General features: G+C 65.8%; 22 protein-coding genes. 11 read left to right on the plus strand and 11 right to left on the minus strand.

Features of this window, described 5'->3' with window-relative positions:
* Nucleotides 1–74: 74 nt before the first annotated feature.
* Entirely contained in the window at nt 75–1,685 is a 1,611-nt protein-coding gene (gene xseA / locus ACVIW0_RS32320; protein ID WP_461356035.1) for an exodeoxyribonuclease VII large subunit, read from the plus strand.
* A 201-nt stretch (nt 1,686–1,886) separates the two neighbouring features.
* Here the strand turns inward: xseA and ACVIW0_RS32325 are convergent, their stop codons facing one another.
* The gene (locus ACVIW0_RS32325; RefSeq protein WP_461356036.1) at nt 1,887–2,717 is read right to left on the minus strand and encodes a dienelactone hydrolase family protein; all 831 of its coding nucleotides are present in this window, start codon (nt 2,715–2,717) and stop codon (nt 1,887–1,889) included.
* A gap of 187 nt (nt 2,718–2,904) precedes the next feature.
* Here ACVIW0_RS32325 and ACVIW0_RS32330 point away from each other — a divergent pair, with 187 nt between their 5' ends.
* Nucleotides 2,905–3,132, plus strand: coding sequence for a DUF2093 domain-containing protein (locus tag ACVIW0_RS32330; protein WP_076864917.1), 228 nt, complete (start codon nt 2,905–2,907; stop codon nt 3,130–3,132).
* Nucleotides 3,133–3,136: 4 nt separating this feature from the next.
* Here the strand turns inward: ACVIW0_RS32330 and lpxK are convergent, their stop codons facing one another.
* From lpxK to ACVIW0_RS32360, 6 genes are all read right to left on the minus strand, one after another.
* Nucleotides 3,137–4,159 (minus strand): tetraacyldisaccharide 4'-kinase, encoded by a 1,023-nt coding sequence (gene lpxK / locus ACVIW0_RS32335; protein ID WP_461356037.1) that lies wholly within the window; start codon nt 4,157–4,159, stop codon nt 3,137–3,139.
* The gene (locus ACVIW0_RS32340) at nt 4,152–5,456 is read right to left on the minus strand and encodes a 3-deoxy-D-manno-octulosonic acid transferase (RefSeq protein ID WP_461356038.1); all 1,305 of its coding nucleotides are present in this window, start codon (nt 5,454–5,456) and stop codon (nt 4,152–4,154) included. Before ACVIW0_RS32340 ends, lpxK begins: the two co-directional genes overlap by 8 nt.
* Complete coding sequence (locus ACVIW0_RS32345; RefSeq protein ID WP_461356039.1) at nt 5,449–6,162, minus strand: lysophospholipid acyltransferase family protein; 714 nt, start codon at nt 6,160–6,162, stop codon at nt 5,449–5,451. Before ACVIW0_RS32345 ends, ACVIW0_RS32340 begins: the two co-directional genes overlap by 8 nt.
* Entirely contained in the window at nt 6,159–6,407 is a 249-nt protein-coding gene (locus ACVIW0_RS32350; protein WP_461356040.1) for a DUF4170 domain-containing protein, read from the minus strand. The genes ACVIW0_RS32345 and ACVIW0_RS32350 overlap by 4 nt, the downstream gene beginning before the upstream one ends.
* Nucleotides 6,408–6,571: 164 nt before the next feature.
* Nucleotides 6,572–7,381: an inositol monophosphatase family protein gene (locus ACVIW0_RS32355; protein ID WP_461356041.1), complete on the minus strand. Its 810-nt coding sequence runs from the start codon at nt 7,379–7,381 to the stop codon at nt 6,572–6,574.
* Nucleotides 7,368–8,756, minus strand: a complete 1,389-nt coding sequence (locus ACVIW0_RS32360) for a TldD/PmbA family protein (protein ID WP_461356042.1) — start codon at nt 8,754–8,756, stop codon at nt 7,368–7,370. Before ACVIW0_RS32360 ends, ACVIW0_RS32355 begins: the two co-directional genes overlap by 14 nt.
* Nucleotides 8,757–9,031: 275 nt before the next feature.
* Between ACVIW0_RS32360 and ACVIW0_RS32365 the strand changes: the two genes are divergently transcribed.
* Entirely contained in the window at nt 9,032–9,556 is a 525-nt protein-coding gene (locus tag ACVIW0_RS32365) for a DUF6101 family protein (RefSeq protein WP_461356043.1), read from the plus strand.
* A 179-nt stretch (nt 9,557–9,735) separates the two neighbouring features.
* Here ACVIW0_RS32365 and ubiA read toward each other — a convergent pair whose 3' ends face one another.
* Both ubiA and ACVIW0_RS32375 read right to left on the minus strand, forming a co-directional pair.
* Nucleotides 9,736–10,668 carry a 4-hydroxybenzoate octaprenyltransferase gene (ubiA, locus tag ACVIW0_RS32370; protein WP_461356044.1) on the minus strand — a complete coding sequence of 311 codons (933 nt, stop codon included), beginning with the start codon at nt 10,666–10,668 and terminating at the stop codon, nt 9,736–9,738.
* Nucleotides 10,669–10,678: 10 nt separating this feature from the next.
* A complete protein-coding gene (locus tag ACVIW0_RS32375) occupies nt 10,679–11,410 on the minus strand; it encodes a hypothetical protein (protein WP_461356045.1) in 732 nt (243 codons plus the stop codon).
* A gap of 447 nt (nt 11,411–11,857) precedes the next feature.
* On the opposite strand from ACVIW0_RS32375, the gene ACVIW0_RS32380 reads away from it, so the two are divergent.
* The 6 genes from ACVIW0_RS32380 (at nt 11,858) to ACVIW0_RS32405 (ending at nt 18,237) form a co-directional block, all read left to right on the plus strand.
* A complete protein-coding gene (locus ACVIW0_RS32380; protein WP_461356046.1) occupies nt 11,858–12,655 on the plus strand; it encodes a 16S rRNA (uracil(1498)-N(3))-methyltransferase in 798 nt (265 codons plus the stop codon).
* A 349-nt stretch (nt 12,656–13,004) separates the two neighbouring features.
* The gene (locus ACVIW0_RS32385) at nt 13,005–14,180 is read left to right on the plus strand and encodes an ATP phosphoribosyltransferase regulatory subunit (protein ID WP_461356047.1); all 1,176 of its coding nucleotides are present in this window, start codon (nt 13,005–13,007) and stop codon (nt 14,178–14,180) included.
* Entirely contained in the window at nt 14,177–15,154 is a 978-nt protein-coding gene (gene hisG, locus ACVIW0_RS32390; protein ID WP_461356048.1) for an ATP phosphoribosyltransferase, read from the plus strand. The genes ACVIW0_RS32385 and hisG overlap by 4 nt, the downstream gene beginning before the upstream one ends.
* 138 nt (nt 15,155–15,292) lie before the next feature.
* Entirely contained in the window at nt 15,293–16,339 is a 1,047-nt protein-coding gene (locus ACVIW0_RS32395; RefSeq protein ID WP_461356049.1) for a glycosyltransferase family 2 protein, read from the plus strand.
* Nucleotides 16,336–17,178, plus strand: coding sequence for a ChbG/HpnK family deacetylase (locus ACVIW0_RS32400; protein WP_461356050.1), 843 nt, complete (start codon nt 16,336–16,338; stop codon nt 17,176–17,178). Before ACVIW0_RS32395 ends, ACVIW0_RS32400 begins: the two co-directional genes overlap by 4 nt.
* A gap of 228 nt (nt 17,179–17,406) precedes the next feature.
* Nucleotides 17,407–18,237, plus strand: coding sequence for a DUF2076 domain-containing protein (locus tag ACVIW0_RS32405; protein WP_461356051.1), 831 nt, complete (start codon nt 17,407–17,409; stop codon nt 18,235–18,237).
* 167 nt (nt 18,238–18,404) lie between these two features.
* Here the strand turns inward: ACVIW0_RS32405 and ACVIW0_RS32410 are convergent, their stop codons facing one another.
* Nucleotides 18,405–19,205: a L,D-transpeptidase gene (locus ACVIW0_RS32410; RefSeq protein ID WP_461356052.1), complete on the minus strand. Its 801-nt coding sequence runs from the start codon at nt 19,203–19,205 to the stop codon at nt 18,405–18,407.
* 310 nt (nt 19,206–19,515) lie between these two features.
* Between ACVIW0_RS32410 and ACVIW0_RS32415 the strand changes: the two genes are divergently transcribed.
* Nucleotides 19,516–20,292: a protein phosphatase CheZ gene (locus ACVIW0_RS32415; RefSeq protein ID WP_461357489.1), complete on the plus strand. Its 777-nt coding sequence runs from the start codon at nt 19,516–19,518 to the stop codon at nt 20,290–20,292.
* A gap of 307 nt (nt 20,293–20,599) precedes the next feature.
* Nucleotides 20,600–21,226 (plus strand): ion channel, encoded by a 627-nt coding sequence (locus ACVIW0_RS32420; RefSeq protein ID WP_461356053.1) that lies wholly within the window; start codon nt 20,600–20,602, stop codon nt 21,224–21,226.
* A gap of 908 nt (nt 21,227–22,134) precedes the next feature.
* On the opposite strand, the gene ACVIW0_RS32425 is transcribed toward ACVIW0_RS32420, so the two are convergent.
* Entirely contained in the window at nt 22,135–22,578 is a 444-nt protein-coding gene (locus ACVIW0_RS32425; RefSeq protein ID WP_461356054.1) for a hypothetical protein, read from the minus strand.
* Nucleotides 22,579–22,761 lie beyond the last annotated feature (183 nt).

Consider the following 22,761-nt stretch of genomic DNA (forward strand, 5'->3'; position numbering starts at 1 on the left):
TATGTGATTCGACGCCGGAAACGCGGCGTCCGGACCTTGCACACGTGGTCGAAAACCCCGATTCTATAGGTCTGATGACCGCTGCTCCGAATCTCGTCAACGCACCCGAATTCACCGTCTCGGAACTCTCCTCCGCCCTGAAGCGGACGGTGGAGGATCGGTTCGGCCATGTCCGCGTCCGCGGCGAGATCACAGGCTTCCGCGGCCCCCACTCCTCCGGCCATTGCTATTTCGCCCTGAAGGACGAGAGCGCCAAGATCGAGGCGGTGATCTGGAAGTTTGCCCATGCCCGGATGCGATTCAAGCCGCAGGAGGGTCTCGAGGTCATCGCCACCGGCAAGCTGACCACCTACCCGAACTCCTCGAAATACCAGATCGTCATCGATTCGCTGGAGCCGGCCGGCGTTGGCGCGCTGATGGCGCTGATGGAGGAGCGCAAGAAGAAGCTCGCGGCCGAGGGCCTGTTCGACGAGGCCCGCAAGCAGCTCTTGCCCTGGCTGCCCGAGGTGATCGGCGTCGTCACCTCGCCGACCGGCGCGGTGATCCGCGACATCCTGCACCGGCTGGAAGACCGCTTCCCCCGCAAGGTGCTGGTCTGGCCGGTCAAGGTGCAGGGCGACGGCTCGGCCGAGCAGGTCGCGGCCGCGATCCGCGGCTTCAATGCGCTGCCGGAGGGCGGCCGGATTCCGCGGCCGGATCTTCTGATCGTCGCGCGCGGCGGCGGCTCACTGGAGGATTTGTGGTCGTTCAACGAGGAGATCGTGGTCCGCGCCGCGGCCGAGAGCGATATCCCGCTGATCTCGGCGGTGGGCCACGAGACCGACATCACGCTGATCGACTTCGTCGCCGACAAGCGCGCCCCGACGCCGACCGCGGCCGCCGAGATGGCGGTGCCGGTGCGGAGCGAATTGTTCGTCGAGGTTGCCGCGCTCGCCCGCCGCACCATGGTGTGCTGGCAGCGTGCCCAGGAGGCCCGCCGCACCGAGCTGCGCGCCGCAGCGCGCGCGCTGCCGGCGGCGAACGAATTGCTGGCGATCCCGCGGCAACGGCTCGATCATCTCGCAGCAGGATTGCCGCGCGGGCTGAAGGCCAACACGCACGCGCATTTCCGCCGCTTTGCCGCCTCGAGTTCGCGCCTCACCATCGGCGTGTTACGCGGCCAGGTCGCGCATGCAAGGCAGCGGCTCACCGCATCGGGCGAGCGCATCGCGCTGTCGGCGCGCGCGCTGCTGCATCGCAGGCGGGAGCGCTTCAATGGGCTCGAGATCCGGCTCAAGGCCTCCAGGCTCGCCAATGCGCAGGCCCAGCGCAATGCGATCGCGCGCGATCTCGAGCGCACCCACCGCCTCGCCGAGCGCGCCCGCCGCGCGCTGCTGACGACGCTGCAACGGCTGGAGGCGCGGGTCGCCCATCGCAGCCAGCTGCTGTCGGCGCTGTCCTATCGCGGCGTGCTGGCGCGCGGCTTCGCGCTGGTGCGCGACGCGCAGGGACACGCGCTGCATTCCGCCGCCGCGGTCGGCCCGAACGCCAGCCTGTCGATCGAGTTCGCCGACGGCCGCGTCGCCGCCACCACCAGCGCCGATCAGCCGGCGGCGACCGAGAGCACGCCGAAGCCTCCGCGCGAGGCAAAGCCCGCCGCGCCGAAGCGCGTCACCAAGCCAGTCGATCAAGGCAGCTTGTTCTAGAGCGTGATGGGATTAGGTCGAGCTGAATCGGCGTCTAGAGTTCACCTCTCCCGTGGGAGAGGTCGATTTGCGCAGCAAATCGGGTGAGGGGTTACGGTCTATCGAGAGAGCAAGAGCCCGCACCCGGATTGCTTCGCAATCCGACCTGGGAGAGGTAAACCGAACCTGCGGCAAGCCGATTCAACCAAAAATCATCCCGCTTTAGCGCGACAGCCACTCGGCGACTTGCTTCTGCGCGTCCTTGCGCGCGTCCGCGTCGGTGCCGATATGGCCACGCTCGGCGACGTCGACATCGGAGGCCGCGACCGCGTGCAGCGGCAAATTGGCGCGATCGAAGTCGTGATAGGCATCGGGATAGACCACGATCTTCGCCAGCGCGCTGCGGCCATGCGCGGCCTCGACCATCTGGTGGCAGGCCGATGATGACGTGACATCGTCGCGCGCGCCAATCAACACCAGCGTCGGCACCCGTGCGCTCCAGCCGAGGCCGAACGAGGTGCGGCAATCCGGATAGAACGCAACCGCCGAGCGGAAGTCCGGCTCGGCACTGCGCGACCACATCTGCGGCCGCACCGCCCACAGCAGGGCGGCCGCGCCATTGCCCCAGCCGATCAGGCTGATGCGGCCCTTCGCCACCCATTTCTGCTGCACCAGCCACTGCCGTGCGGCATTGATGTCGGCGACCCGCGCGCGGCGGGTCTGGACCTGATGCTCCCGGATGCGGCACTGCGGGCCAAGTTCGCGCGAGCCGTAGCTGTCCGGCAGCAGCACCGCATGGCCTGACGCGAGCAATTGCTCGGCCCAGTCGCGATAGCGCGGTGCGACCTGCTCGGATTGGCCGGCGAGACCGCCGCAGCTATGCAGCGCGATCACGGTCGGGAACGGGCCGTCGCCGTCGGGCCGGTAGAGCTGCGCGTGCAGCGTGAGATTGCCTTCGGGGATCTCGACCTGGTGCGGGGCCGGAAGCGGCGCCGCGGCCGCGGCCGGCATGGCAAGCATCGCCAGGCACATGAAAACTGAGGTGAGGCGCATCCGATCCGGCCGGCTCGTTATGGCGCTGCAAACGCAACGGACCACGGCTGCAACGCTACCATGCGCCTCTGCCGCCAAATCATCACAAGTCGGTGGTTTAATAGGCGGACATGCCCCCCTATCTGTGATAGACGGCTTGATGATCATTTAAGGCTGCCTCATCAGGGGCAAGGCGGAGAGTTCAAACGTGCTGAACAAGTTCGGTCCCTCGGGCCATGGCGAAGCGCAGGTGCAATATCTCGACGGCGATTTCCGCGTGATTTCGCCCGGCACCTTTGTGCGTTGTGCCATCACCGACGTCCGGATCCCGCTCGACGAGCTGAAGTACTGGAGCGTCGACCTGCAGGAGGCCTACGCCACCCCGACCGCCGTGCTGCAGCGCCACCATCCGGGCATGGTCAAGCCGCAGGCATAAGCGCTCATTTGCGCAGCCTCCTGTCGCGCGCCTTGAACAGCTGATCGGACACCAGGCGCCGCAGCGCGGCCGCATCCTCGAATTGCAGCGTCACCGCGAACGGCACGACCGGCTGCGCCCAGGCCGGCATGCCGTCCGGACCGCGCAACCGCGCCAGATCCTTTTCCGTGGTCACCAGCGTCAAGCCGTCACGTTTCGCATCAGCCGTGAGCTGCTCGATCTCGTCCTTCGCGAAGGCATGGTGATCGGGGAAAGCCCTGTTTTGCGCGACGTCGACGCCGCTCGAGCGCAGCGTGTTGAAGAAGCGCGCGGGATCGCCGATGCCGGCGAAGGCGAGTGCACGCGTGGCGCTTAGCGCCGCCAGCGAAGCCGGGTCCGGCTTCAGGCGTGCGGACAATACCGGCTTGCCGCGGGACGCGAGATCGGCCGCAATGGCCTGCGCCGCGCTCCCCTCGCCGACCACGATCAACGCATCGGTTCGTGCGAGCTGCGGCGACAGCGGCGCGCGCAACGGGCCTGCCGGAATCACGCGGCCATTGCCGATGCCGCGCGTCGCATCGATCACGATCAGGCAGCAATCCTTCATGACAGACGGATTCTGGAAGCCGTCATCCATCAGGATCACGGTGGCGTCCTGCGCCCGCGCCAGCGCCAGGCCCGCCGCGCGGTCGCGCGACACCACGACCGGCAGGCTCGCCGCCATCATCAGCGGCTCGTCGCCGACATCGGCCGCCGTGTGGCTGTCGCGATCGACCTTGACCGGGCCGGCCAGCCTGCCGCCATAGCCGCGGCTGAGCACCACCGGCCGCTCATCGAGCTCGGCCAGCAGCTTTGCCAGCGCCAGCACCGTCGGCGTCTTGCCGGCGCCGCCGACATGGTAATTGCCGACGCAGATCACGGGAATGCCGGCATCGACGCCGGTGCGCTGCATCCGCCGCGCGGCGACCGCGCCGTACAGCGCGGCAAGCGGTCTCAACAGTTGCGATGTCCAGGACGACGGCCGGTGCCAGAAGCCCGGCTCACGCATTGGCGGCTCCCATCTCGAGCCGCAACTGCAACAGATAGGGCTCGAGAGCGGTCACCGTGCGCTCCAGCGCGCCACCGAGCTGCTCGACGACAAGCTCGGAGGCCGCCAGCGAGCTGTCGCGCGCCGCGGGATCGGCGAGGAACTGGCCGAGCTGCTTCACCAGCGCGTCCCGATCGTCGGCGCGCCGCGCGCCGCCGCCGCGATCCAGCGCCTCATAGACGTCGGTGAAATTGAACACGTGCGGGCCGTGCACGATGACGGCGCCAAGCTTGATCGCCTCGATCGGATTCTGGCCGCCATGCGCGACCAGCGAGCCGCCCATGAACACGATCGGTGCCAGGCGATAGAACAGGCCAAGCTCGCCCATCGTATCGGCGACGTAGATATCCGTCGTCGCGACCGGCAGATCCTCACGCGAACGCAGGCCGGGACGCAGGCCGGCATCCGTCACGAGTTGAGCGACCGCCTGCCCGCGATGGGCATGCCGCGGCACGATCACCGTGAGCAGCCCGGGGAAGAATTTGGTGAGCGATTTGTGCGCCTCGATCAGGATCTCTTCCTCGCCGGGATGGGTCGATGCGGCGACCACGATCGCACGGCCGCGCGTCACCGACATCAGCCGCTCCAGCTTGGCCGGGTCGGCCGGCGGCGCCGCGACGTCTAGCTTGAGGTTGCCGGTGACCATGACGTTGTGGCTGCCGAGCGCGGCAAAACGCTCGGCGTCGGTGTTCGACTGCGCCAGGCAGATGTCGAACCGCCCGAGCAGCGCGCCGATGGTGTTGGAGACCCGGCGCCAGCGCGGGAACGAGCGCTGCGACATCCGCCCGTTGATCAGGACCATCGGTAGCCGCCGCGCGGCGCTCGACAGGATCAGGTTCGGCCACAGATCGGATTCGATGAACAGCGCCAGCGACGGATGCCAGTGATCGAGGAAGCGCGCGACATAGCGCGGCGAGTCATACGGCACGTATTGATGGATCACGTCGGGCGGAAAGCGCTTGGCCACGATCGCGGCCGAGGTCACCGTGCCCGAGGTGAGCAGGATGCGCAGATTGAGCGCGCGCAGCCGCTCGATCAGCCCGGCCGCTGCCAGCACCTCACCGACGCTGGCGCCGTGGATCCACACCAGCGGACCCTGCGGCCTGGTATCGGCGCTCATGCCGCGCCGCTCGCCGACGCGTTCGGGATCTTCCTTGCCGAGTTTGAGCCGCCGCTTGATCAGGGCAGGCACGACCGGCACCATCGCAGACGACAGTTTGCGGTAGACGCGCAACGTCATCGGGAGCGAGTTAGCCAAGCGTTGCCTCCGGCCGCCCGACGGCGGCATAGGCGCGCCGGGTCGCTTCGTTGAGCAGGTCCTCCACGTGCTGCCGAAGCTTCTCCATGGTCGCGGCATCGGCATCGGGCGGCACATAGACCGGCTCAATACCTACCACTGCTCCGCGTCCGAATGGCAGATTGATGGTGGAGGAATCCCAGTTTTTCAACCGGATGAATCGGCTGGTGACCATCGCAAACGGGACGATCGGCCGGCCGCTCTCCCGCGCCAGCATGATGGCCCCGAGCCCCGCCACCCGCGCCCGCTTCGGGACGTCGGCGGTGGTTGCGACATTGCAGCCGTCCTCCAGCGCCCGGACCATCTCCAGGAAGGCGCCGACGCCGCCCTTGCGATGGAACGCGCCGGAATGGTCGCCGGACCCCCTGATGGTCCCGATGCCGAGCCGCTCCACCGCGAGCGCGTTGAATTCGCCGTCGCGGTGGCGGGAGATCAGGACCTTGGCCCGGTAGCTCTCCTTGGTCTTGATGAACGGCGTCATGAAGTGCTGGCCGTGCCAGAACACGAAGATCGCCGGCATCAAGGGCTCGACGATCCCGTACACGTCATGCGGCTGGTAGCTGAAGCGGTTGGTGTACCACACCAGCCGCAGGTACTCGGCCGCAAGCACACCCAGCGCGCGCTGCACGAAGGCGCTGCGCAGCAGATCGCGAAGAAGTCGTTTCAATGGGAATGCTTTGTGTCCTGCTCAGGATCGAGCAACCGGTGGAGGTGAACGACGAAATAGCGCATGTGGGCGTTGTCGACGGTCGCCTGCGCCTTCGCCTTCCAGGCCGCGTAGGCGGTCGCGTAGTTCGGGTACACGCCGACGATCTCGACCTCGTCCAGATTCTTGAAGGTGTTGTGCTCGAGATCGGTCAACTCACCGCCGATAACGAGGTGAAGCAGCTGCGGCTGGGCATTGTCTGACATGATGGTGGTTTTCCTAACGAGATGCCCGGCAAAGAAGTGAAGTCTTGGTCGTCACAAGTCTGGTCGTCGCAAGCCTGGTGGTCAAAGTTTGATCGCCGAAAGTCTGGTCGTCACAGCTCTGTCGCAACAAGTCTGGTCGTCATAATCGGAAACGCGGCGGGGCCTCACGGCAATGGACGGCGGCGAAAATGCTCGACAATGCGTGCATGACGTTCGCGTCCCGCTGCCACCAGCACCCCATGCGTTACCTCCCGGCGATTGTACTCAATCGTGTCCCCCGAGAGCTCCGTCATCTTACCACCCGCTTCCTGCACGATCAAATTCGCAGCGGCAAGATCCCAATCGCGGCTTTGCCCGCCCGCAAAGCCGGCGTCAAGTCGACCTTGTGCTACACGGCAAAGCCTGAGCGCCAGCGATCCGATCCGCGGAAATAGCGTGATCTCGTCCGAGGTCGGACTGAGCCGTTGCACCAGCGGCTTCGGTCCGGCCATGCGGGGAAAATTGAACTCGGTGCCTGCGGTTGCGTGCACGGCGCTATCGTTCAGGGTGGCGCCCTGCCCGCGTGCAGCGAAGAAGAACTCCTCGTTCACCGGCGCATACACCGCTGCGAGCACCGGCGATGCATGCTCAACCAGCGCCACGCTGACGCACCAATCCTCGCGGCCGGCGAGATAGGCGCGGGTGCCGTCGATCGGATCGACGATCCAGGTGAAGCGCTTGCCGAGCCTGGATTCGCTGTCGACGCTCTCCTCCGACAGCCAGCCATAGGTCGGTGTTGCCGAACGCAGCTGCTGCTCCAGCAGGTCGTTGACCGCGATGTCGGCCTCGGAAACCGGCGACGACGCGCCCTTGGTCCAGTTCTTCAACTCGGTGCGGAACAGCGACAATGCGAGCCGCCCCGCCTCCTGCACCGATCGCGTGAGCAAGGCGGCATCGCGCGCCTTGGTCCAGTCGTCCGTATCAGCGTCCGCCAACCGTCAGGCCCTCGATGCGCAACGTCGGCGAATTGACGCCGTAGCGGAACTCCAGATCGTTGGCGGCGACCAGCGACTTGAACATCGGCAGCAGATGGCCGGCGATGGTCACTTCGCTGACCGGATAGGTGATCTCGCCATTCTCGATCCAGAAGCCGGACGCGCCGCGGCTGTAATCGCCGGTCACGCCGTTGACGCCGGACCCGATCAGGTCGGTGACATAGAAGCCCTGCTTGATGTCGGAGATCAGCTCCTTCGGCGTCACCGCACCCGGTTCGAGATGCAGATTGTAGGTTCCGGGCGACGGCGAGGACGACACGCCGCGATGCGCATGCCCTGTCGTGACCAGGCCGAGCTCGCGCGCGGTCGCGGAGTCCAGCACCCAAGTGGTCAGCACGCCTTCGTCGATCAGCGCGATCTTCTTCACCTTGACGCCCTCGGCGTCGAAGGTCTGCGAACGCAGGCCGCGCACGCGCAGGGGATCGTCGATGATGCGGATGTCTTTCGAGAACAGCTGCTCGCCGAGCTTGTCCTTCAGGAAGCTGGTCTTGCGCGCGATCGAGGCGCCGTTGATCGCGCCGACCAGATGGCCGACGATCGAGCCGGCGACCCGCGGATCGAACACCACGGGCACCTTGCAGGTCTCGACCTTGCGCGGATTCGACCGCGCCACCGCGCGCTCGCCGGCCTTGCGGCCGACGGTGGCAGGAGAATCGAGATCGGAGGCATGCGGCGCGCTGGTGAAATCATAGTCGCGCTCCATGCCGGTGCCCTCGCCGGAAATCGCCGTCGTCGAGATGCCATGGCTGGAGCGCAGATAGGAGCCGTGGAAGCCGGTCGAGGTCACCAGCACCATGCCGCCGATGCCGGTCGAGGCCGACGCACCGCCGGACTTGCTGACGCCCTTGACCGCGAGCGCCGCGGCCTCGGCCTCGATGGCGCGCTGCTCGAGCTCGGCCGTGGTCGGGACCTTGCGGTCAAGCAGATCGAGATCGGGGAAATCATGCGCGAGGAGCGCGGGATCAGCCAGGCCGACATACTTGTCGTCGGGCGCGACGCGCGCCATCGCCACCGCACGCTCGGCGAGTTTTGCGATCCCCTCGCCGGAGACCTCATTGGTCGACACCACCGCCTGGCGCTGGCCGACGAACACCCGCAGGCCGACGTCGTCGCCCTCGGAGCGCTCGGTCTCCTCGACGCGGCCGTCGCGCACCTCGACGCCTTGCGAGACGCCGCGCACCGCGAGGGCATCGGCCGCATCGGCGCCCGCACGCTTGGCGGCATCGACCAGGCGCTGCGCGAGATCGCTGAGCGCGGATTGATCGAACAGATCGGAGGTATCACCGTGTCGCGATGCAGATGGTGAAGAGTTCACGAACGAATTCCTGCGGATTGAGGGGGGCCCGGAACGAACTGACAGACCACACCAGATGTGCCGGATTCACAGGGATTTCAAGCACTTTGCACCGCCGGGCAACAAAGATTTGAGTGATCGGAGCAAGGCTTCGTCAATCATGCGGGCCAACCTCTTGTCAATCATGGCGCCAGGTGAGGAGAGGTTAACCAGGCTTTTTAAGCCGAAAACGGCCATCGCTCGGCTAGGCTCTCACCCAACGACCGGGAACATAATCCCGGCGGGGAGACAGAGCTTTGAGGCGTCAAACACCAACAAGCGGAATCAATTCCGCCGGGTCGAGCTGCGCAATGCGGCTCGACCCTCTTTCCCTTCCGCTCTCCTTCCACGCGCAGGATTCGCGCGCGGATGGCGGCACGCGGCAGGTCGAGCTTCACCGCGAACATGTCGTGCTGCGCCGTGCCGTTCGCGGCATGCGGATGGCGGTCAATGTTCGGGTCAGCGATTTCCTCGGCGTCGCGGTGCGCGGCATCGACGATGCGCAGATGCTGGTGCTGGTTCACCGCGATCCCGCCCTCACCATTCCGCTCGGCACGAGCTCGGATGCCGAGGAGATCGCCTCCGCCTGGCAGGCCTGGAGCGACATCTTCCGCCTGCCGCAGCTGACCGAGCCGGCACCGCGAACGCCCACCCCCCGCCGCCGTCGCCGCAACGCGATCCGCGCCCGCCGCCCGAAATTCCTGGTCCGCCGCCGCGCGGGCGCCCAGCTCAACGAAGCCAGCGTGCATCGCGACGAGCGCGAGATCATCGCGCGGGATTGAGTTCGTTTCGCGCTTCAAGCTTCACGACGGTGAGGGTGGTTCGCCACTCAAGACATCTCTCCGTCATTCCGGGGCGCGCCACTTGGCGCGAGCCCGGAATCCATTTCACCACGAGTATTGCGGCCCGATGGATTCCGGGCTCGCGCTTCGCGCGCCCCGGAATGACGACGGATTGAGAGCTACCCCGCGCGCAGCACCGCGTCGACGACGAGGCTCGCGAACAGGATGAAGCCGGCGTCGCGGTTGGACTTGAAGATGCGCAGGCAGAGCGCGCCATCGCTGGTGTCGAGCCGGCGGACCTGCCAGGCGAGATGCAGCGCAAACGCCGCAAGGCCGATCCAGGCCGGCCAGCGCGCGCCGGCCAGCGCGAATGCCGTGCCGATCAGCAGCACGGCGAGGCCGTAGAACACCACCAGCGCGCGGTGGGTGCGGGCACCGAACAGCCGCGCAGTGGACTTGACGCCGATCAGCGCGTCGTCCTCGGCATCCTGATGCGCGTAGATAGTGTCGTAGGCGATCACCCAGGCGATCGATCCGGCGTAGAGCGCGATCGCCGCAGCGTCGATGCGTTGGAGCATCACAGCAAATCCCATCAGGGCGCCGTAGGAGAAGGCGAGGCCAAGCACGACCTGCGGCCACCAGGTGATCCGCTTCATGAACGGGTAGATCGCGACGATCACGAGCGAGGCGATGCCGGTGAGCACCGCGAAGCGATTGAACTGCAGCAGCACGACCAGCCCGATCAGCGCCTGCAGCACCATGAACATCACCGCCTGCGCGACGGTGACCTGCCCGGCCGGGATCGGCCGCGACCGGGTGCGCTCGACCCTGGCGTCGAGATCGCGATCGGTGATGTCGTTCCAGGTGCAGCCGGCGCCACGCATCACGAAGGCACCGACGAAGAACAGCAGCACGACCAGCGGCAGCGAGCCGACGTCATGCGCGACGCCGGCGGCGAGCGCCGCCGACCACCAGCATGGCATCAACAGCAGCCAGGAGCCGATCGGCCGGTCGTAGCGCGCCAGCCGCAGATAGGGCCGCGACCAGACCGGCGCATGGGTATCCACCCAGTTGCCCGTGGAGTCGGCAACGCGGGCGGATACATCGCTCATCGGTGATCCATCAACGGGTGAGAACGTTGCCGTTCAGCGTGTCGAAGGTGCTGCCGCCCTTCTTGGTCGGGGTCGCTTCCGGCAGCGAGGCGGACGATCCGAGCACGTCGCTCAGCGACGGCCCCGCGGGCCCGCGCGGCTGCGCCGCCGCCTGCTCCGCGACATTGCAGACCTTCTTCAGCAGCGCTTCGGTGTTCTTGTGGCCGTCCTTGAGCTGGTTGGCGATCTGCGGCGGAATTCCGCACTTGGCCGCGTTGGTGTCGACATATTTGATCATCTTGATCTCGGCCTGGCTGTAATTGCCGATCAGCTTGCAGGCCTCCTGCGGGCTGGCGTGGCGATCACTCGCCGCCTTGATCGCCTTGCCGCGCTTCTCCGCATCCTCACGCAGCGGAACGAAATTCTTCATGCAGGCGTCAGCCTCGCCACCCGCGCCGGCACCCGGCGGGGGCGGCGGAGACGACAGACCGCCACCGGCGATCGGAGCCGCGCCAGCGCTCGGAAACGGCGACGCGCCGACCCTGGCCGTCGGCGCGCCGTTGACCGGCGGGAATGCAGAATCCGAGGCGGTGCCGGTCTGGCTCGGACGCATCCCCTTGACCGGCGGGAACGCGGGATCCGAGGCAGTGCCGGCCTGCCCCTGCTGATTGGGCAGCGGAGCCGGAAAAGCGCTCTGGGCGGCGGCGTGCCCCACCGACAGGGCGGTCGCAGCAATGGTCAGCACGATCAGGCGGCGGATCATCGAGGGTTTTTCTCCGGCAAAAGGTCCAGGCAACCCCAGCGCAACAAAACGAAGCAACGAATTTTGGGGGCGTTTTACGATTCCTGTAACGCCTTAACAACCCGTGGATTTGGGCGACAGCGCGGCGTAGGGCCACACCGCCCACATTAAATTGTTCCCGGATTTGAAGCCTTTAGGCGGCGAACGGCGGTAAAACCGGACCATCAAACATGCCTGAACAGGATTTTTGATAACAGCCGCGGCCGTACACGGGTGACCGAAAGCAAAAGGGGTCGCGTGCAAGCGACCCCTTGGACTTCCAATAATGTACTGGTGACAGAAGCAATAATATCGACAGCTCCTTACTAGTCGGCCGCCGGTTTCCTGGCGAGTCCGAGGGACTACGGTGTCACCCGGTTTGGTTAACCTGCCGCGCCGGGCTAGAACGCGCCGCAGGAAACCCAGAACATGCCTGAACACGATTTTCGCAGCCCGCGCCTGTTTGTCGATGCCCCGCTCGGTGCAGGCAGAACCGTTCCGCTCGAACGCGACCAGAGCAACTATCTCGGCAACGTGCTGCGGCTTGGCGCCGGCGACAGCGTGCTGGTGTTCAACGGCCGCGACGGCGAATGGCGTGCGGCGATTTCCGGACGCAAGCGGCCCGACACGCTGGCGATTTCAGCGCAGACCCGCGCGCAGGATCGCCTGCCCGACGTGACGTACGTGTTCGCGCCGCTGAAGCATGCCCGGCTCGACTACATGGTGCAGAAGGCGGTCGAGATGGGCGCGGCGCGGCTGGTGCCGGTGCTGACGCGCTTCACGCAGGTGTCGCGGGTCAATGGCGAGCGGATGCACGCCAATGTGGTCGAGGCCGCCGAGCAATGCGGCATCATCTCGCTTGCCGAGGTGGCCGATCCCCTCCCCTTCGAGCGCTTCCTGGCCGGACGCGATCCGGCGCGGCTGCTGGTGTTCTGTGACGAGGCAGCCGAGCTCGCGAACCCGATCCAGGCGCTGCAAGCGGCAACGGTTGCGAATGCCGGCATCGATGTCCTGATCGGGCCCGAAGGCGGCTTCGCCGAGGAAGAGCGCGCGCTGCTGCTGCGCCAGCCCAGCATCCTCCGCCTTGCGCTGGGCCCGCGCATCCTGCGCGCCGACACCGCCGCCGTCGCCGCGCTGGCGTTGGTGCAGGCAGCACTGGGTGATTGGGGGGCTAGTGATGGACGCACCGGCGGAATGGTTCCCTCCCCCCTTGCGGGGCAGGGTTAGGGAGAGGGGTTGCCGCTTGCTCCGCTGCGTGACAGTTGGCGGGGGATTCACCCGCGATGTTGCCGGTGCAATGGCTGGATTACCCGAGCCTCGCGAACCTCTCGACTGGAGCCGGGGCTTACCCCTCTGCCCAACCCTCCCCCGCAAGTGGGGAGGGAGCCTGACTGACGTGCTCACCTCACTCGCAATTCCTGCCCCTAGCCAAGCCGTCGTAAAATCGTTAACGCACGCAATCATTAAGCCACTTGGCCGATCGCTGTCGAAACCGTGAACCGGCCATGGTAAGGGCTGCCCCGAACCACCTTGGAACCTGCGCCGGAACCCGAATCCGGGCCTTTTGGACGTCGAGATGACCGAAGCTGCCGCACCACGATCCGCCGCCGGATCCGCCCCTAGGACGGCTTCCTGGGCGGATGCGCTGCTGGCTTCGTTCGCGCAGGCCGGTTACCTGAGGTCCGAGCCCGCGATCCTGCAACCGGCTGAGCCGTTCCTCGACCTCTCCGGCGAGGACATCCGCAAGAGCCTGTATCTGACCACCGACCCGAGCGGCGAGGAGCTCTGCCTGCGCCCGGACCTCACGATCCCGGTGGCGCGCGATTACCTTGCCTCCCCCCGTGCCGGCCAGCCGGCCGGCTTCAGCTATCTCGGTCCGGTGTTCCGCTATCGCGAGGGCCAGCCCAGCCAGTTCATGCAGGCCGGCATCGAATCGTTTGGGCGCCAGGACCGCGCCGCGGCCGACGCCGAGATGCTGGCGCTGGCGCTGGAGGCGACCACGGCGTTTGGCCTGACCGACGTCGATATCCGCACCGGCGACGTCGCGCTGTTCAACGCGCTGATCGACGCGCTCGAGCTCTACCCGGTGTGGCGACGTCGGCTGATCAAGGATTTCAACCGCAAGGTTTCGCTGACCGACGACATCGAGCAGCTGACGCTCAAGACCGCGCCGGGGCGCAACGAATATGAGGGTGTGCTCGCCGCGCTCGCCGGCTCCGACCGCAAGGCGGCGCTGGCACTGGTCACCGATCTGATGTCGATCGCCGGCACCACCAATGTCGGCGGCCGCACCGTGGCCGAGATCGCCGACCGTTTCCTCGAGCAATCGACGCTGAAGGCCGGCGCGCTGCCGCGCGACGCGGTTGCCATCGTCAAGCGCTTCCTCGCCATTTCCGGCGATCCCGACGACGCGGTGGCGCAGCTGCGCGCGCTCGCCGCCGACGCCAGGCTCGATCTTGCCGCCGCGATCGACCAGCTCGAGAGCCGGGTCGGCTTCATGGCTGCGCGCGGCCTCGACATCAGGAAGACGCGGTTCTCGACCGCGTTCGGCCGCGGCCTCGACTATTACACCGGCTTCGAGTTCGAGCTGCACGCCAGGGGCAATGGCAGCGAGCCGCTGGTCGCGGGCGGCCGTTATGATGGGCTGATGACGCAGCTCGGCTCAGCGAGCCCGATCCCCGCGGTCGGCTTCTCGGTCTGGATCGAGGCGATGACCCGGCATGGCAAGGCCCTGCGCGGAGGCGCCCAATGAGCACGCCCTTCGTCGTCGCGGTTCCCTCCAAGGGGCGCCTGCAGGAAAACACCGAGAGCTTCTTCGCCCGCGCCGGGCTCAGCTTGTCGAAGGCCGGCGGCGCGCGCGACTATCGCGGCATCATCCCGGGCGTCGACAATGTCGAGATCGCCTATCTGTCGGCGAGCGAGATCGCGGCCAATCTGGCGCGTGGCGCGGTGCATCTCGGCGTCACCGGCGAGGATCTGGTGCGCGAAAGCATCCCGGATGCCGACAAGCGCGTGCTGATGATCGAAGGCCTCGGCTTCGGCTATGCCAATGTCGTGGTCGCGGTGCCGCAGGCCTGGATCGACGTGCGCACCATGGCCGACCTCGACGACGTCGCCTCCGGCTTCCGCGAGCAGCACAATCACCGCATGCGGGTGGCGACCAAATACATCAACCTGACGCGCGGCTTCTTCGCCAAACACGGCGTCGGTGACTACCGCATTGTCGAGAGCGCCGGCGCCACCGAGGGCGCGCCCGCGGCCGGCACCGCCGAGCTGATCGTCGACATCACGACCACAGGAGCGACGCTCGCCGCCAATGGGCTCAAGGTGCTCGACGACGGCGTGATGCTGCGCAGCCAGGCCAATCTGGTGGCCTCAAAGGACGCCGACTGGTCGACCGGCGCCCGCGAGACCGCGCGCGTCATCCTCGACCACATTGCCGCGCGCGCCCGCGCCAGCAAGTACCGCGAGGTCCGCACCCGCTTCGCCGGCTGCAATGACGCGCTGCTCTCTGAGGCCCACAACCGGTTCGGCGTGGTCGCCCCGTTCGGCGGCCCGACCTCGTCGGGCATGCTTACGCTGCACTGCCCGCCGGGCAAGCTTTACGCGCTCGGCAGCTTCCTGCGCGAGCACGGCGCCGAAACCGTCTCGGTGGTGTCGCTGGACTACGTGTTCGACCGCGAGAATCCGCTGTTCGCCAAGCTTGAGGCGTTCCTGCGACAATGAGCCGACCGGGCTGTTCATGTTGGCGACAGCCGGCGGTCGGTACCATATTGTGTTCATGATCTTTCGTTTTGACGCGCTTTCCTCATGCGGGCCGGACGTGCGCTCGCTGGAAAACGCTCAAGTTCTGGAACCTGACCGATGATGCTGGGCTCTGACGTTTCCAGCCTGACCACCACCGCCAAGACCGCCGCCGCGCAGGGTCTGTCGATCGTCGTGCCGCTCTACAACGAGGCCGCCGGGCTTGCGGCGCTGCACCAACGGCTGGTCGACCTCGCGCGCTCGCTGCGCGCCCGCTATGGTCTCGGCTGCGAGGTGGTCTATGTCGACGACGGCAGCGCCGACGCTACGCTCGCAATCGCCCGCGGCCTGCCCGCCGATGGGCTCGACCTGCAGGTGGTGTCGCTGTCGCGCAATTTCGGCAAGGAGGCGGCGCTGATGGCCGGCCTCGATCACGCCCGCCGCGGCGCGGTGCTGTTCATGGATGGCGACGGCCAGCATCCGCCGACCCTGGTCGAGCAGCTGGTCGCGCACTGGATCGATGACGGCTACGACGTGGTCTACACGGCGAAGGCGCATCGCGACAATGAATCGGTGCTGCGGCGGCTGTCCGTGCGCGGCTTCTACGCGCTGATCAACTGGGGCGCACGGCAGCGGATTCCCGAGGATGCCGGCGACTTCCGCCTGCTGTCGCCGCGCGCGGCCGCCGCCTTGCGGCAATTGCCGGAGCGCAATCGCTTCTTCAAGGGCCTCGCCAGCTGGATCGGCTTCAGGCAGATCCGCGTCGACTACGAGCCGGCGCCGCGCGCGCATGGCGTCACCACCTTCAATGCGGGACGATTGATCGGCCTGTCGATCGAGGGCCTGACCTCGTTCTCGGTGGCGCCGCTGCGCTTCGCCAGCCTGCTCGGCGCGCTGCTCGCCGGCGTGGCCTTCCTGTTCGGTCTGTCGATCCTGTGGGAGGTGCTGACCACCGGCAAGCAGGTCCCCGGCTATCCGTCGCTGATGATCGGCATGATGACGATCGGCGGCGTGCAGCTGATCATGATCGGGATCGTCGGCGAATATATCGGCAAGATCCTCTCCGAATTGAAGGCGCGGCCGATCTACTTCGTCGCCGAGCATACCGAGAAGCACGCCGACGGCGGCGCGGCGCAAAGCGCCTCCGAGCGGACCGCCGCCGAATGAGCGAAACTTGGTCGCGCCGGATCTGGCTGTGTGCTGACGATTATGGCTTGAGCGACGGCGTCAACCGCGCAATCCGCGACCTGATCGAGCGCGGCCGGCTCAATGCGACGTCGGTGATGATGGTGACGCCGGCGATCGGCCGGGAAGCCGCGGCCGCGCTCACGGCGTCGGTCGCGAAAAGCCCGCGCTGCGCGATCGGGCTGCATGTGACGCTGACCGCGCCGTTCCGGCCGCTGACGATGCATTTCCGTCCCCTCGACGGCGACATGTTGCTGCCCTTTCCGCGGCTGTTGCGCGCCGGGCTGATGCATCGGCTCGACGCCGAACTGGTCCATGCCGAGGTGCTGGCGCAGCTCGACGCGTTCCATGATTGGTTCGGCCGCGCGCCCGATTTCGTCGACGGCCATCAGCACGCGCAGCTGTTCCCGCAGGTGCGCGACGGCTTCCTGCGCGCCGTGAAAGAGCGCGCGCCCAACGCCTGGGTGCGGCAATGCGGCCGCGAAGGTCCGCTGGCGCGCCAGTTGGCGGCGCCCAAGGCGCTGGTGCTGAACGTGCTCAGCACGCAATTCCGCATCAAGGCGCAGCGATCCGGCCTGCGCTTCAACCCGGCCTTCGCCGGCGCCTATGACTTTGCGCGTGAGACCGATTTTGCAGGCTTGATGCGCGGCTTCCTCGAGGGCCTGCCCGAGGACGGGCTCGTGATGTGCCATCCCGGTTTCGTCGATGACACACTGAAAAGCCTCGATCCGCTGACGACGCAGCGCGAGACCGAGCATGCCTATCTGGCAAGCGACGATTTCGCCGCCTTGCTCGCCCTGAATAAAGTTACACTCGCCTGACCCTTGTTTTTGACGCGTTTTCTACCGCAGATAAGTCTACGCAATCTGCGTAAACTTGATTGCTGTGCGAACCGGGTATCCACTTCGCTCGAAAACGCTTTGGGTTCATCAAAATCCGCCGGTCGTATTGTCGCATACATAAATTTAATTCTGGCCCCCACTCCCTGCGCCACAAACCTCGTCCTACATCAGCCGCGCGCCGATTCGATCGACGCGATGGAGAACGCCATGACACCGCAAGAACGCCAATTGATCGACGATCTCTTCGACCGGCTCGCCAAGCTGGAGAATGCCCCGCGCGACAGCGAGGCCATGTCCGCGATCATGCAGGGCCTGCGCAGTGCGCCGAATGCGGTCTACGCGCTGGTGCAGACCGCCCTGGTGCAGGACGAGGCACTGAAGCGCGCCCATGACCGGATCCAGGAACTCGAGGCCGCGGTCGGCCAGCAGCAGCCCGCACAGCAGCAGGGCGGCGGTTTCCTCGATTCGATGCGTGATGCGATCTTCGGCCAGGGGCAGAGCCAGCAGCCGCATGGTTCGGTGCCGCCGGTACGCGCGCCTGACATCGGCGGCAGCCGCCCGGTCTGGAACTCGGGCCAGGCGATGCAGCAGGCCGGCGGCGGCTATGGCCAGCCGCCCCAGTATAGCCAGCCTTACGGCGGCCCGCAGCCCTCGGCCTTCGGAGGTCCCGGCAGCGGTGGCGGCTCGTTCCTCGGCACGGCGGCGGCGGCCGCGGCCGGCGTGGTCGGCGGCGGGCTGTTGCTGTCCAGCATCCGCGGCATGATGGGTGGCGGCCATCAATCGCTGGCCGATGCCGGCGGCCTAGGCGGTTCGCGTCCCTGGGGCGGCGACCAGTCGTCGAGCGACCTCGCGCGTGACGCCGGGGTCAACGACATCGGCTCCAACCGCGACAGCGGCTCGCGCTCCGGCCTGTTCGACCAGGCCTCGAACAACAACGATGACAATTACAACAGCAACGACCACGATTCCGACGACTTCGGCAATGATGACGACGGCTTCGACGGCGGCGGAGATGGTGACGACAGCAACTACGCGTAAGCGTATGCGTGGCGCCTGAACGACAAACGGCCGCTCTCATCGAGCGGCCGTAATGTTTTGATCAATCCGTAGCCCGGATGCAGCGAAGCGCAATCCGGGGCAGGTCTAGCCTCGGTGCAATGCCCCGGATTTCGCTGCGCTTCATCCGGGCTACGCAGGCGACACACTCACATCACGACGACCTTGGCGCCGACATTGACGCGGCCATAGAGGTCGATGACGTCCTCGTTGCGCATCCGGATGCAGCCGGACGAGACGTTGGTGCCGATGGTCCAGGGCTCGTTGGAGCCGTGGATGCGGTACAGCGAGGAGCCGAGATACATCGCGCGCGCCCCGAGCGGATTCTCCGGGCCGCCTTCCATGTGCCGCGGCAAATCGGGACGGCGCGCCAGCATTTCCGGCGGCGGCGTCCAGGCCGGCCATTCTTTCTTCGCCGAGATCGTCTTGGTGCCGGCCCAGGTGAAGCCGGGCCGGCCGACGCCGATGCCGTAGCGCAGCGCGCGGCCATCGCCCTGCACCAGATAGAGGAACTTGTTCGGCGTATCGACGACGATGGTGCCGGCGCTTTCCCTGCCGCTGTAGTCGACCAGCTGCTTCTCATAACGCGGATCGAACGGACGCTGGGTCGGATCGCCCGCGGCCTCTTCCTGCTGACGGATCATCTGCTGCTGCGGATCCATCGGCGGCAGCTGGCGGTTGCCGTAATAGCCGGGCTGCTGCTGATACTGCGGCGAATAACCCTGCGACGACGGCGCATCGCCGAACAGGAATTCGATGAAGCCGCCACCCATGTTGGAGCGCTGCGGCTGCACATAGGCGGTGCGCATCGGCGGCGTCGGTGCGCCCTGGTTGGCGTAGATCACGGTGGGCTCGGGCCGAGCCGCGGCGTCGATCGCCATGGCATATTGGGGAATTGCAACAAGCGAAGAGGCGCCGGCGAGCAGCGCAAGCGTGGTTTTCCTGAACATCGACGTACTCTGTACTGGTTTCGTCGTGACTGACTGCGCGAGGCGCGCGCTGCGCCCGTTGCACGTGGTCAATAAGCAATGAAAACCGCATCGGTTTGGTAAACGGATCGGCCGTTTCGATTCACCATCCCGGCAAGGACGCGCGGTTTTGCCCGACAGCGTTTATTTTGCGTGAACGCCGCGGCGGCATTGGTTAATCGTTGGTATCGCGGTCGCCGGCCGCCGCGTGGGCATCTGTTCCGGCGTGAACCTGACGTTAAATCCACCCTGTCTAGAACGGTCATCAGTAGAAGGGGCGGGAATGAAAATCATGTCAGTGAAGCGCAAGCGTTTTCGTGTCGAACAGGCGATGGGCGACGTCGTGATGCCGGAGCCGGAAGTTGCCGGCGGCGGCGATCTCGGTCCGATGCATCGTGAGATCATGGCCGAGCTTCGCTCGATCCGCGCCCAGATGGCCGCAGCACCGGCGCAGCGCACCGGCGACAGCGTCGACGCCGCCGTCGCCCGCGAAGTCGCCGAAACCCACGCGCTGCTCGAGACCTACCGCGCGCAGGTCGAACAATGCGAGAAGCTCAAGGTCGAGCTCGACCTGATCCATGACGCGATCAGCCGCACCAAGCGCGAGATCGCCGTGCTGCACGGCAAGAGCTTCAACGGCGAGGAGATGGCCAAGGTCAATGGCGAGCTCGGCGCCGTGGTCGGCGGCACCGAACAGGCGACCCAGCAGATCCTCGAGGCGGTCGAGGCGATCGACCAGGCCGCGACCGCGCTGTCGAAGAACGTCACGCCCGACCAGCAGAAGCTGCTCAGCGAGGACATCCAGGAGCGCGTGGTCTCGATCTTCGAGGCCTGCAACTTCCAGGACCTCACCGGCCAGCGCATCAACAAGGTGATGCAGACGATGAAGTTCATCGAGCAGCACATCAACGAGATGATGAACATCTGGGGCGGCGTCGACGCCATCAAGAGCCATGTCCCGCCGATCGTCGACACCCGCGAGGGCGATGCCCGCCTGCTCAACGGCCCGAAGCTCGACGGCGATGCCGGGCACGCCTCGCAGGACGATATCGACGCGATGTTCGACTGAGCGATCGCCAGATCATTACGAAAAACGCCGGCCCGCGGGCCGGCGTTTTTGTTTGAGCGATGGCGCACTCCCGCAAGGATCGTTTTCGCGCACGCTCCTCGCCGCAGCATGACGGATTGGTCAAGGCGACTTACCGATCGAGACATTCGCTGAGATCATTGACCCAAATCAAATAACGGCGCCGGCCCTGAACGCAACTACCGTCAAAGTTCCGGCAACGGAACCCGGAGGGTAAGGAGCGACAGTGCCAAACCCTGTCTACGGCATGCGGCAGATTCGGCGCGAATACGGCGACCGACTGGTCACGATGCTCGCAGCACTGCTCGCGCTCTACATGTTCGTGCTCGCGCCACTGCATTCATCGGGTCTGTTTGCGTTTCACGGACTGACGATCGTCGCCCTGTTCGGCATCGTCGCGGGCATGGTCGTCATTTCCGACCATCCAGCGGCGCTCGGCTTCATGTTGCTCGGCGTCATCGCCAATGCCGCGGTCGTCTTGCTGCGCCTGCTTTATCCTCCGTCGCCATACAACATCATCATCCTGGCAGCCGGCTGGCTCGCCATTGCGCTCACGCTCGGAGCGGTGATTGCGCACGCCGTATTCCGGCGCGGTCGCGTCACCTATCATCGGATCATCGGTGCGATCCTCCTCTATCTGCTGATCGGGCTCGGCTTCGGAACGCTATTCGTCTTCCTCGGCTTGTGGTTACCGGACTCATTCAAGGGAATGAATTTCGAGGATGACTCGGCGCTGGCCAGCTCGGTCTATTACCTGAGTTTCGTCACGCTCACATCGACCGGTTACGGGGATATCATCCCCGTGCATCCGATAGCGCGTAGCCTGTGCAATATCGAGAGCGTGATCGGCCAGCTCTACCCAGCCACGCTGCTGGCGAGGCTCGTTACGCTCGAACTGCGAGATCAAGGCTCGTAAGGCTCATATTTCAAGCGACCGAACTGTCTTGCGCTGTTTCAGGCTGCGGGCGGCAGAGACTTGGATCCCTCTTTGGGTCCCGTGGCACAAACCGCCCTAGCGTTTTCAAGGCTTCCGACGTAGATGGGCGCTCGATGGAAGGGATCGTTCATGGCACCCGGGTGCTTAAAACCGAACCCGCCAATTGACGTCCTCTATGACGAACAGAGCCTGCTGCGACATCGAGCCGCGCCCCCTCCCATCAACGCTGCAAAAGTCGAAACAGCTGGCCGACAGCAGCTTGCACCTCAATCGCGCATATTGCCCCGCAAGCTCAAGCGTCGATGGGCCGAAGCGCTTGGCGGTGACGTGCTGCTCCTCATCACCCTGGCTGCAAACGCCCTTTGGCCGATGCTGGTGTTGGCCGCCCTGCTACTCGAAGCTCAATAGGACACGGCAGATCCGGCGGGCTGTCGGCCGCTGATTGTCATGGATGATCGAAAGCATTCATGCGACTGGTTGCGCTACTGCCCTGGCGTCCAGTTACGACCTGGACGCCAGTTCAGGTCCGTTCATTCATACAAGGCGCAAGCGCCGCCCTGCCAGCGCACGCACCTGCGAGCGGCCCGGCGGGTGTGACGAATGGTCGTTCTCGCAACGCATACACCGTTGATTCGCGTTCGGCCCGGACCGCAGCCGACGGCGACCCTTATTACGGTGGTTTCCGTCTGAACGAGCGGCGCGGGTGTCATGGCTTGCGCAGATGCTCCGACACATAAAGCGAGGACAAAAACAGCAAACAAGCGGATCATTGTGTTCCTCCATCCAATCGTTTGAGGCACCACAGCTCCACTCCAGAGGGACGGAAAGGCTTGGCCTTTGACTTGCGTCAAGGCTCGCGGTTTTCCGTGCAACCATATGCACGTTGATCACCAGATGTAGTTGTCGAACCATCCGTATCGCGGACGTCGCTCGGCAAAATGCGCGTAAGGTGACGGTACGTGCCTCCTTGCATGGGCATACTTCCGAGGCGACTTCGCTTCTCTTGTTTTGCGGACCGACGATTTTGGCCGCTCGATTTCGGCGGGCTGCATCTGGGCGAACGCTTCCCGCTCGCGAACAATCGGAGAAGGCCCGGCGGCTTCGTCTGAGGCCGGAACGGGAATCTCCGCGACCTGTTCAGGAACGATCGTCGGCTGGCTGGTATCGTACACGACGAGATCGGGCAGCTTTTCCATCGAATGGATACGAATGGTTGGACGGATCGCTTCGGCCCGCTGCGCCAGCGGAGAATTCGGCAGGGTGGCATCCAGAAGCAAGAGCAGCGCGAGCAACACTCCGCCGACACACAGGACATATCGCGCCACCGGCATGGATCGCTCCATCCGCCATTGTGCACATCGTCGAGTTTCTTTGCCCAAGGGCACGTATCTGCGCTGAAGCTTGGCTCAGCACAGCGTCAAGCGGCTATCGGCCGCAAGACCGCATTGATCTGCGCGTGGTCGGCAACAGCGTCTCATTCGAGAACCGCACGACCTTTGACATAAATCAACGGT

Source organism: Bradyrhizobium sp. USDA 4454 (genome assembly GCF_054822705.1).

Coding starts and splice junctions, on each gene's coding strand:
- ACVIW0_RS32410 (WP_461356052.1), bottom strand. CDS start 19,205: ATGTTCAGGAAAACCACGCTTGCGCTGCTCGCCGGCGCCTCTTCGCTT.
- ACVIW0_RS32385 (WP_461356047.1), top strand. CDS start 13,005: ATGACCGAAGCTGCCGCACCACGATCCGCCGCCGGATCCGCCCCTAGG.
- ACVIW0_RS32425 (WP_461356054.1), bottom strand. CDS start 22,578: ATGCCGGTGGCGCGATATGTCCTGTGTGTCGGCGGAGTGTTGCTCGCG.
- lpxK (WP_461356037.1), bottom strand. CDS start 4,159: ATGCGTGAGCCGGGCTTCTGGCACCGGCCGTCGTCCTGGACATCGCAA.
- ACVIW0_RS32400 (WP_461356050.1), top strand. CDS start 16,336: ATGAGCGAAACTTGGTCGCGCCGGATCTGGCTGTGTGCTGACGATTAT.
- ACVIW0_RS32325 (WP_461356036.1), bottom strand. CDS start 2,717: ATGCGCCTCACCTCAGTTTTCATGTGCCTGGCGATGCTTGCCATGCCG.
- ACVIW0_RS32420 (WP_461356053.1), top strand. CDS start 20,600: ATGCTCGCAGCACTGCTCGCGCTCTACATGTTCGTGCTCGCGCCACTG.
- ACVIW0_RS32395 (WP_461356049.1), top strand. CDS start 15,293: ATGATGCTGGGCTCTGACGTTTCCAGCCTGACCACCACCGCCAAGACC.
- hisG (WP_461356048.1), top strand. CDS start 14,177: ATGAGCACGCCCTTCGTCGTCGCGGTTCCCTCCAAGGGGCGCCTGCAG.
- ACVIW0_RS32350 (WP_461356040.1), bottom strand. CDS start 6,407: ATGTCAGACAATGCCCAGCCGCAGCTGCTTCACCTCGTTATCGGCGGT.
- ACVIW0_RS32380 (WP_461356046.1), top strand. CDS start 11,858: ATGCCTGAACACGATTTTCGCAGCCCGCGCCTGTTTGTCGATGCCCCG.
- ACVIW0_RS32405 (WP_461356051.1), top strand. CDS start 17,407: ATGACACCGCAAGAACGCCAATTGATCGACGATCTCTTCGACCGGCTC.
- ACVIW0_RS32375 (WP_461356045.1), bottom strand. CDS start 11,410: ATGATCCGCCGCCTGATCGTGCTGACCATTGCTGCGACCGCCCTGTCG.
- ACVIW0_RS32415 (WP_461357489.1), top strand. CDS start 19,516: ATGTCAGTGAAGCGCAAGCGTTTTCGTGTCGAACAGGCGATGGGCGAC.
- ubiA (WP_461356044.1), bottom strand. CDS start 10,668: ATGAGCGATGTATCCGCCCGCGTTGCCGACTCCACGGGCAACTGGGTG.
- xseA (WP_461356035.1), top strand. CDS start 75: ATGACCGCTGCTCCGAATCTCGTCAACGCACCCGAATTCACCGTCTCG.